Origin of the sequence: Rhizobium sp. YJ-22 (assembly GCF_029601685.1) — a bacterium.
Lineage (GTDB): Bacteria > Pseudomonadota > Alphaproteobacteria > Rhizobiales > Rhizobiaceae > Metarhizobium.
Map to the genome: position 1 here is coordinate 10143 of NZ_JARRIR010000033.1, position 8659 is coordinate 18801.

General features: G+C 64.3%; 8 protein-coding genes and 1 pseudogene. 5 read left to right on the top strand and 4 right to left on the bottom strand.

All coding sequences use genetic code 11. The annotated features are described in order from the left end of the window. From P7F60_RS29980 to P7F60_RS29990, 3 genes and pseudogenes are all read left to right on the top strand, one after another. Positions 1 to 100, top strand: a pseudogene (locus tag P7F60_RS29980) (QacE family quaternary ammonium compound efflux SMR transporter); the annotation flags it as partial. Beyond that, on the top strand, positions 94 to 933 hold the full coding sequence (gene sul1 / locus P7F60_RS29985) for a sulfonamide-resistant dihydropteroate synthase Sul1 (RefSeq protein WP_000259031.1): 840 nt from the start codon (positions 94 to 96) through the stop codon (positions 931 to 933). The pseudogene P7F60_RS29980 and the gene sul1, both read left to right, overlap by 7 nt. 127 nt (positions 934 to 1060) lie before the next feature. After that, complete coding sequence (locus P7F60_RS29990; RefSeq protein ID WP_000376623.1) at positions 1061 to 1561, top strand: GNAT family N-acetyltransferase; 501 nt, start codon at positions 1061 to 1063, stop codon at positions 1559 to 1561. Here the strand turns inward: P7F60_RS29990 and P7F60_RS29995 are convergent. Both P7F60_RS29995 and P7F60_RS30000 read right to left on the bottom strand, forming a co-directional pair. Beyond that, the gene (locus tag P7F60_RS29995) at positions 1530 to 2522 is read right to left on the bottom strand and encodes a TniB family NTP-binding protein (RefSeq protein WP_001381192.1); all 993 of its coding nucleotides are present in this window, start codon (positions 2520 to 2522) and stop codon (positions 1530 to 1532) included. The two genes, P7F60_RS29990 and P7F60_RS29995, sit on opposite strands and share 32 nt — an antisense overlap. 2 nt (positions 2523 to 2524) lie before the next feature. Further along, positions 2525 to 4204, bottom strand: a complete 1680-nt coding sequence (locus P7F60_RS30000) for a Mu transposase C-terminal domain-containing protein (RefSeq protein WP_000179844.1) — start codon at positions 4202 to 4204, stop codon at positions 2525 to 2527. Positions 4205 to 4438: 234 nt separating this feature from the next. Between P7F60_RS30000 and P7F60_RS30010 the strand changes: the two genes are divergently transcribed. Both P7F60_RS30010 and P7F60_RS30015 read left to right on the top strand, forming a co-directional pair. Next, positions 4439 to 5950 carry an MFS transporter gene (locus P7F60_RS30010; protein WP_049285546.1) on the top strand — a complete coding sequence of 504 codons (1512 nt, stop codon included), beginning with the start codon at positions 4439 to 4441 and terminating at the stop codon, positions 5948 to 5950. A gap of 10 nt (positions 5951 to 5960) precedes the next feature. Further along, the gene (locus P7F60_RS30015) at positions 5961 to 6527 is read left to right on the top strand and encodes a TetR/AcrR family transcriptional regulator (RefSeq protein ID WP_008786762.1); all 567 of its coding nucleotides are present in this window, start codon (positions 5961 to 5963) and stop codon (positions 6525 to 6527) included. A 19-nt stretch (positions 6528 to 6546) separates the two neighbouring features. Here P7F60_RS30015 and P7F60_RS30020 read toward each other — a convergent pair whose 3' ends face one another. Then, positions 6547 to 7305 (bottom strand): DUF6118 family protein, encoded by a 759-nt coding sequence (locus P7F60_RS30020; protein WP_006473465.1) that lies wholly within the window; start codon positions 7303 to 7305, stop codon positions 6547 to 6549. A gap of 11 nt (positions 7306 to 7316) precedes the next feature. After that, the gene (locus P7F60_RS30025; RefSeq protein ID WP_277921148.1) at positions 7317 to 8555 is read right to left on the bottom strand and encodes a hypothetical protein; all 1239 of its coding nucleotides are present in this window, start codon (positions 8553 to 8555) and stop codon (positions 7317 to 7319) included. Between the last annotated feature and the right edge of the window lie 104 nt (positions 8556 to 8659).

Below are 8659 nucleotides of genomic sequence, written 5' to 3' on the forward strand. Positions count from 1 at the left end.
TGATGCGTGGGGCTTTGTAGGTATGGGGCTCATAATTGCTGCCTTTTTGCTCGCCCGATCCCCATCGTGGAAGTCGCTGCGGAGGCCGACGCCATGGTGACGGTGTTCGGCATTCTGAATCTCACCGAGGACTCCTTCTTCGATGAGAGCCGGCGGCTAGACCCCGCCGGCGCTGTCACCGCGGCGATCGAAATGCTGCGAGTCGGATCAGACGTCGTGGATGTCGGACCGGCCGCCAGCCATCCGGACGCGAGGCCTGTATCGCCGGCCGATGAGATCAGACGTATTGCGCCGCTCTTAGACGCCCTGTCCGATCAGATGCACCGTGTTTCAATCGACAGCTTCCAACCGGAAACCCAGCGCTATGCGCTCAAGCGCGGCGTGGGCTACCTGAACGATATCCAAGGATTTCCTGACCCTGCGCTCTATCCCGATATTGCTGAGGCGGACTGCAGGCTGGTGGTTATGCACTCAGCGCAGCGGGATGGCATCGCCACCCGCACCGGTCACCTTCGACCCGAAGACGCGCTCGACGAGATTGTGCGGTTCTTCGAGGCGCGGGTTTCCGCCTTGCGACGGAGCGGGGTCGCTGCCGACCGGCTCATCCTCGATCCGGGGATGGGATTTTTCTTGAGCCCCGCACCGGAAACATCGCTGCACGTGCTGTCGAACCTTCAAAAGCTGAAGTCGGCGTTGGGGCTTCCGCTATTGGTCTCGGTGTCGCGGAAATCCTTCTTGGGCGCCACCGTTGGCCTTCCTGTAAAGGATCTGGGTCCAGCGAGCCTTGCGGCGGAACTTCACGCGATCGGCAATGGCGCTGACTACGTCCGCACCCACGCGCCTGGAGATCTGCGAAGCGCAATCACCTTCTCGGAAACCCTCGCGAAATTTCGCAGTCGCGACGCCAGAGACCGAGGGTTAGATCATGCCTAGCATTCACCTTCCGGCCGCCCGCTAGCGGACCCTGGTCAGGTTCCGCGAAGGTGGGCGCAGACATGCTGGGCTCGTCAGGATCAAACTGCACTATGAGGCGGCGGTTCATACCGCGCCAGGGGAGCGAATGGACAGCGAGGAGCCTCCGAACGTTCGGGTCGCCTGCTCGGGTGATATCGACGAGGTTGTGCGGCTGATGCACGACGCTGCGGCGTGGATGTCCGCCAAGGGAACGCCCGCCTGGGACGTCGCGCGGATCGACCGGACATTCGCGGAGACCTTCGTCCTGAGATCCGAGCTCCTAGTCGCGAGTTGCAGCGACGGCATCGTCGGCTGTTGCACCTTGTCGGCCGAGGATCCCGAGTTCTGGCCCGACGCCCTCAAGGGGGAGGCCGCATATCTGCACAAGCTCGCGGTGCGACGGACACATGCGGGCCGGGGTGTCAGCTCCGCGCTGATCGAGGCTTGCCGCCATGCCGCGCGAACGCAGGGGTGCGCCAAGCTGCGGCTCGACTGCCACCCGAACCTGCGTGGCCTATACGAGCGGCTCGGATTCACCCACGTCGACACTTTCAATCCCGGCTGGGATCCAACCTTCATCGCAGAACGCCTAGAACTCGAAATCTAACGTCCGTTCGGGCATCGAGGTCCATGTCGGGGTGGGACGGGCCCGTGGCTTCAAGATCACTTGCAGTCCGACCGCGATGTCTTGGTTGCGCGAGAGGTTGTCGACAGGCCATGCTGAGTGTGCGATGGTTGATCGCTTCCTCGCCGCTCTCCACGGCGACGATGGCCGCCGCCATCAGCAAGTGCGCCAGTTCCCCTATGGTGCCCTCGCTGCGTGTGAGCAGGTAGCGAGCCATGTCCAGCGTGGCAATTGGGGAAGGCCGGCGCAGCGGGAGCGAAGCGGCGAAGCTGGCCAGCAGTGAGCAGCAATCGTCGTTGGCCTCCCATACCGGCAGCATCATCGGCTCGAAGCGATTTTCCAACTGGTCATCGGAGCGGATGGCTAGGTAGGCGTCGCGCGTGCCTACCCCAACCAACGGGATGCGCAGTTCGTTGCCGAGGAAGCGCAGCAGGTTGAGGAATTCCCGGCGGTTGACGCTGTTGCCGGCCAGCACGTTGTGCAGCTCGTCGATCACCAGCATGCGCACGCCGACCTTGCGCAGCAGTGCCAGAGCCAGTTGCTCCATTTCCGGCAACCGTGGGCGTGGGCGCAGCGGCGCGCCCATCGCGGCGAGCAGCGCGACGTAGAAGCGGATCACGGACGGCTCGGACGGCATCTGCACGACCAACACCGGGATGTGCTCCTGGTCGGCGTCGGAGCTGGCCGGGTGGGTGCGGCGGAACTTCTCGACGATCATCGACTTGCCATTGTTGGTCGGGCCAACCAGCAGCAGGTTGGGCATGCGTTGCTTGTTTGGCCACGCATAAAGGGCTTCCAGCCGGTTCAGCGCCTCGACTGCGCGCGGATAGCCGATCCAGCGGTCGGCGCGAAGGCGCTGGATGCGCTCGTCCGCCGGAAGACGGGCCAAGCCCTGGGCCGCCGGCAGCAGGTGGGACAGGTCGATGATGGGATATTCGTCCACGGCTACCACTCCTCAATCTGGTCGAACGGTTTGGCGGGTGGCAAGTTGTCTGCCTGCGGGTCGGCAATATCCGTATCCGGCGGAACGGGCTTGTCCGGCCGAGCTGATGTCTTGAGGTGCTGGCGGCGATCCGCGTCACGCCGCGCCTTGCGTGTGGCCTTCTGCGCGCTGGTCACAATCTCACGCATCTGGCCGATCATGCGGAACAGCGCCGACTCATCCACCTGTTCGCGCCCTTGCTGCCGCAGTTTCGCCAGCGCCTGCCGTTGTTCCCAGAGGGTGACAGCCGGATGCGACAAGGTACGGTAGGGAATTTCCAGGTAATGCTGTCCCTCCGGTTCCAGGACCCAGATACGGCTGATGTCGCGCGGATCGCGCCGGATCAGAAAGGACGGCCAGCGTTCACGCCGCGCAATCCACGGCTTGAGCGCATCGGCGTAGTAGTGGATGTGGTCGATGACAAAGCCGGTGCGGGTCAGCGTGCGCCGGAGGATCGGCAGAAAATCGACCAGGAACGAAGTAGCGCGTGTGACGACGGCCGGTACGCCGACACGCGCCACGGCCTCGGCCCAGCGCGCGGCCGGCGGTTGGAGCAGGCCGTTGTGCACCGAACCGTGGTAGGTGCCGACCGCCAATGTGAGCCAGCGCTCTAGCTCGCGCAGCGTCAGGGCGGCCTTGTTTTCGGAATCGTAGTCGCCGCGCTGGTCAGGGTTGGAGAAGGTCGTTCCCGGCAGTTCGTCGTGAATCATCTGCATCGCCGTGCCGATGATCCGTTCCACGATGCCGCCATAGTGCGGCTGTCCCAGCGGGCGATAGTCCAGCCGGATGCCATGCTGCTCGCAACCCCGGCGCAGGGCCTCGCTCTTGAACTCGGCCGCGTTGTCTAGGTAGAGCAGCAAGGGCTTGCCGCTCATCTGCCAATCCATTTCCACGTTCAGTCCTTCCAGCCAAGGGCGCTTGTCGCAGGCGACATGCACGAGGCACAGGCCAACCGAAACGGCAGACGGCGCTTCCAGCGTGACGACCATGCCGAGCACGCAGCGGGTGAACACGTCGATGGCGAGGGTCAGGTACGGGCGGCCAATAGGTTGCCGGTCGCGGTCATCGACCACGATCAGGTCGATGACCGTATGGTCTATCTGCACCTGCTCCAGCGGCGCGGTCACGGCAGGAGGCTCGCCGCCCACACCTTGTAGGTCACGAGCGGCATCCTGGCCTTCCCGCCGGCGGATGACCTTGCGCGGGTCAAGGCTAGCGATCCGTAAGGCCACGGTATTGCGCGCCGGCACTCGCAGTTTTTGAGCCTTGCACACCTGAGTGACTTCGCGGTGAAAGGCCGCTAGGCTGCGCTTCTGCTTGGTCAGGAACCGCTTTTGCAGTAGCTCGTGGATGACGCGCTCGACCGGTTCCGGCAAGCGCCCCTTACCTTTACCTCCACCGGACTGGCCGGGCACCAGATCCGTCACGAGGCCGCTGCCTTGCCGGGCACGCCGGATCAGAACGTATACCTGGCGCCGAGACAAGCCCAGCGCCTGAGCCGCCATATCGGCCGCTTCGTGCCCGACCGTCTCCGACTGCGCCAACGGACTGATGATCTCCGCACGACGGCGCGCACGCTCCCAAGCCTCATCAGGCAGAGTGGCCACGCCTTGTTCTGGAATCCGTGGGGTGTCCGTCGCCATGCTCACCTCGCTTTGGTGCACACGAGTATTGAGCATAGTCGAGATTGGTGCAGATCACTTCTGATATTGAACTGTCAGGAGCTGGCTGCACAACAGCCATTACGCCCAATCAACTGGTGCAGTCGTCTTCTGAAAATGACAGTCGGCCATTGTCTGAAGTTCCTCACGGGCAGGCGCTTGATACTTTACTAACTTGTCTGTAAAGTTTGGCTACTCTCACTGAATGGTGCTATCATGCCTGCCGCCCACTCGAACCGCTGGGTTCTTCTGGTGACCGTCGCCGCCGGTCTCCTGCTTATCGTTCTGGACAATTCGGTCCTCTACACGGCCCTGCCTACCCTGACGCGCGAGCTTGGCGCGACGGCAACGCAAGGGTTGTGGATCATCAACGCATACCCCCTCGTCATGGCCGGCCTGCTGCTCGGCACCGGGACGCTGGGTGACAGGATCGGTCACCGGCGCATGTTCCTCATCGGCCTCGTGCTGTTCGGTGTCGCGTCGATTGTGGCGGCCTATTCGCCTACAGCGGAAATCCTGATCGGGGCGCGGGCCTTTCTGGCGGTCGGCGCGGCGGCGATGATGCCCGCGACACTCGCCCTCATCCGCGTCACCTTCGAGGATGACCGGGAACGCAACATCGCCATTGCGATCTGGGGGTCGTTGTCGGTCGTCGGCGCTGCGCTCGGACCGATCATCGGCGGTTTTCTGCTCGGCCATTTCTGGTGGGGGTCGGTGTTCCTCATCAATGTGCCGGTAGTGGTCGCTGCCTTCATTTCGGCGCTGATCGTTGCGCCGAAGGTGGCCGGCGATGCGACCAAGCCTTGGGACGTGGTGTCGTCGTTTCAGGCATTGGTGGCGCTGTCGGCTTTTGTGATCGCGATCAAGGAATCTGCCCATGCCGGGCAGTCGTGGGCCGTCCCCGCTATTTCGCTGCTGGTTGCCATCCTCGCCGGAGCGCTGTTCGTCCGCCGGCAACTGCGCCTGCCGTTCCCGCTGCTCGACTTCTCGATCTTCCGCAATGCCGCGTTCACATCGGGCGTTCTAGCGGCCGCGTTCTCCCTGTTCGCCATCGGCGGTGTTCAGCTTGCTACGACGCAACGCTTCCAGCTCGTTGCGGGCTTCACGCCGCTGGAAGCCGGGATGCTGGTTTCGGCGGCGGCGCTCGGATCATTGCCGACTGCGCTGCTCGGTGGTGCATTCCTGCATCGTATTGGCCTACGTATCCTTATAGCTGGCGGGCTTGCGGCGGGATCGCTGGCGGTCCTGCTTGCGACATGGGGCATCACTCATGGCCTTGGCTGGCTGATCGCCGGTCTGGCGCTGACCGGTGCCGGCGTAGGTGCAACAATGTCGGTGGCATCAACGGCTATTGTGGGCAATGTGCCTGTGCATCGCGCCGGCATGGCGTCGTCGGTCGAGGAAGTGTCCTACGAGTTTGGCAGTCTGTTCGCTGTCACAATTCTCGGAAGTCTTTTGGCCTACCTCTATACGGTCAACGTCGTGTTCCCCGCCGGAACCTCGGAAGCGGCCCGCGACAGCATGGCGTCGGCGCTGGTCTTTGCCAACGAGGCGGGGGCCGATGGTGTTGTCGTGCGTCAAGCGGCAGGAATCGCATTCGACCACGCCTATACGGTCGTCATGTACGTGGCGGCGGGTGTTCTGGCCGTGGGTGCCCTGATCACCGGCATCCTGTTGCGGCGCTACGGTCCCGGCTCGCAATCGTCAGCCTATCCCACACAACACTAAGGAAGCCGACATGGCGAGAGCCAGCAAGCGCCTCGAAGTGCTTGAAGCCATTGTGAGCATCATCGAGCGTGACGGCCTCACCGCCGTCACCCTCGACGCCGTAGCGCTCGAAACCGGCATGACACGCGCCGGCCTTCTGTATCATTTCCCGTCGCGCGAAGCCCTGATCCTCGCCACCCATGAGCATCTGACTCGCTCATGGGAACAGGAGCTGGAAGCGAGCGCCGGCAACACCTCGGACAGGGCGACAGACGCCGAACGACACGCCGCCTACATCAACACCTGCGCAAGAGCTGCCCGGCGGGTCGAACTGCTGCTCATGCTGGAAAGCTCCGACAATCGGCAGCTTGGCGATCTGTGGCAACAGGTCATCGACCGCTGGGCACCTCCTGCGCCGATTGGAAACGACGCTGCCGAGTTGGACAGGTTCATTTCGCGCCTTGCCGCCGATGGGCTGTGGATTCACGAGGCGCTGTCGTCGCGCCCGCTCCCCGAGCAACTGCGCAAGCGTATCGCGGCGCGCCTCGTCGCGATGGCCGCCGGACCTGTTGAGGCGGAAGAAAACCTCCCGAAATAACTGGTGTCCCCCCACAACCCTACTGCGCCGGTGCTGCCGGCGCTTTCACGGTGATGGTGCATTGCTGATCTGAACCGGCCGTGCGCGCGGCCTCGGCGCATTGCCCGATCGCCTCGGCATTGTCGCGCACGAGCTGCGAGGAATCGGCCACGCCGCGCCAGCTTCGGGGATCGGCCACCCGCATCATGGTGACGCCGGCGTTCCATCGGTCCTGACCTATGACGGTCGCCGCAACATGGGTGTCGGCCGAGAAGGGCAGGAAACGCGGCAACAGCAAAATCAGGAATATGCCGACGAACAGCCCGACAAGGCCGGCCATCCATATGCGGAAATCCTGACTTTTCCGGTCGTAGGCGCTTTTCGTATGAGCGGCGAGGTTCCGGCCGGCGCGCTCGAGGTCGGACGCCTGCCGCTCGAGCTGCTGCGCGGCGGTGCGTATCAGGGCCTCGCCGCTGCGCTCGAGGAGCGCCGCATAGTGTGTCGCACCCTGCCGGAGAATAGGCGATTGCTCTACGCCGTGCAGCCGCTCCGCAACATTGTCGAGCGCCTGCACGAGCTGGGCGAGCTGGGGCTTGTAGTCCTGCGCCGGCTCGATCTTTTCGAGCTGGTCGAAAGCCGCTTCCAGCCCGCGCCGCATCACGGTCATTTCCGCGCCGATCTGCGCGCCCTGCGTCTCGATCGTGCGCCGGAGCGCGTCGAACGCGGCGGCCGGGTCGCCGGCGTCCTCGTCCAGTGCTTCCGGCTCGATTCCTTCCCTGTCGTCGTCCAGCTCCGCCATATTCTCCGTGCCTACCTTCCCAAACCGATGCCCCGGCTAAGTTGCCGGCTGCGTGACATTTCCTCTTGCAGCTCGTGGGCGATGCTCTGCCCCCGGCGCTGCTGCTGCCCGATTCCGAGTTCCTGACGGCGATTGCGCAGGATGGAATCTACCTGCGGGTCACGCTCAAGGCTCTTGGTCATGCCGTTCATCTGGCTTTCGACCTTGGCGCGGGCATCGTCGTGCTGCCAGCCGCGAAGCTCCCGGCGCTGGCCCTGTAGCTCCTGCCAGCGTTCAACGAACCGCTCGGCCCTGATATTCGGGTCTTGCAGCGCCGCGTTTTCGCGCTTCATCCCGTCGATAACCTGCGCGACACGCTCCCGGCCGGAAAGCTCGGTCATGGCGCGCACCGTCGCCGGGTCGTTTTGCAACGTCGAGCGCAGCAAATCTTTCATGCCGCCCTGCACCTGGTCGAGCTGCCGGCCGGCATCGCCTATTTCCTGCCGCTGCATGTCGAGGACCGGCAAGCCCTCGCGCCGGTGCTGGTCGATCGACTGATAGGCCCGCGAATAGCGGTCAACGGCGGCCTCAAGCGGCGACTGCCCCCGCGCCCGCTCGGCCAGCCGGTCGGGCGCAGGCGCCTGCCGCAAGCTCCCTTCCCTTTCCGGCCGCTCTGTGCGCTCCTGTGAGGGGGCAGGACGCGCATTGAGCTTGAGGCCGGCGAACATACCGCGCCGCTGCTTCTCGGCCTGCTGCGGCCGTTTCTGGTCGATCTGCGGGCCGTCCGCGCCGGCGCGGTCTGGCTCGCGGCTCTCGGGCGCGGCGCGGCGGCCGAGTTTCAGGCCCTCGAACGGCCGTTGGCGCTGCTGTCGATCGCCGGCGAGATCCTCGCGCGGATCTGCACGAAGATCCTGCGCGAGATCCGCGCGAACTTTTTGCGAGGATCTCCGATCAAGGGCATGATCCCCGGCCGTCGACTCCCGTTCCGCACGTAGCCCGGTGCGCTCGGCCGGAATCTCGATCTCGCTGCGGACGCCCATTTGCTCCGCGATCCCGCGCCGCTCGGCAAAGTCGCGGGTATAGTCGAGCGTCGTTTCCTTCACGCCCGACCGCGACAGGCGGCGCTCTAGCTGGCTATAGGCCAGCTCGCCGGCGTCCTGAACCTTCCATGTGTTGCGGTGCGTCTGCGTCCCATCCGGCAAGGTGACGGGGGTGGAACCCTCATGCTGTAGGCCGATCTTCTCCCCGATCTCGGGCGCGGCCTCCTTCATGGCGCGCTCAAGATCGACGCCCCATAGGGCGTCACGACACGAAAGTGTTGAATCTGTCCGACTTTTGAGAACGTATGGTGATCACGCTGCGAGGATGGATGTTT